The organism is Chromohalobacter sp. HP20-39 (genome assembly GCF_033052815.1).
Taxonomy (GTDB): Bacteria; Pseudomonadota; Gammaproteobacteria; order Pseudomonadales; family Halomonadaceae; genus Chromohalobacter.
In genome coordinates this window covers 1-240 of record NZ_JAWHTP010001114.1, presented here as the reverse complement: position 1 = coordinate 240, position 240 = coordinate 1, and the positions used below count along the sequence as shown (strand labels likewise).

1 protein-coding gene is annotated in these 240 nt (G+C 62.5%); it reads right to left on the bottom strand.

Annotated features, from left to right (window positions below; all coding sequences use genetic code 11):
• A partial coding sequence (locus RVY79_RS21365; protein WP_317466629.1) for a hypothetical protein occupies window positions 1-240 on the bottom strand: 240 nt, incomplete at both ends.

Below are 240 nucleotides of genomic sequence, written 5' to 3'. Positions count from 1 at the left end.
AGTGCTCGAAGTGAAGCACGTTGGCCCGCCAACGGCGCGAGCTGCTCATCGAGCGCCGTCTTGAGCTTGAGCTTGTCCCGGTAGCCGGTTCGAAGCTCTGCCAACGAGATCCGCACTTCCGTGAGATCCGTGCTCGCCCTGCGCGCCTGAGCCAGCAATGGGCACGTCGAGTGCATCGGATTGTCCCGGCACGGAACAGACTCAATGACGTCGGCCTGGCCCTTCAGCGACTTTTCAAGG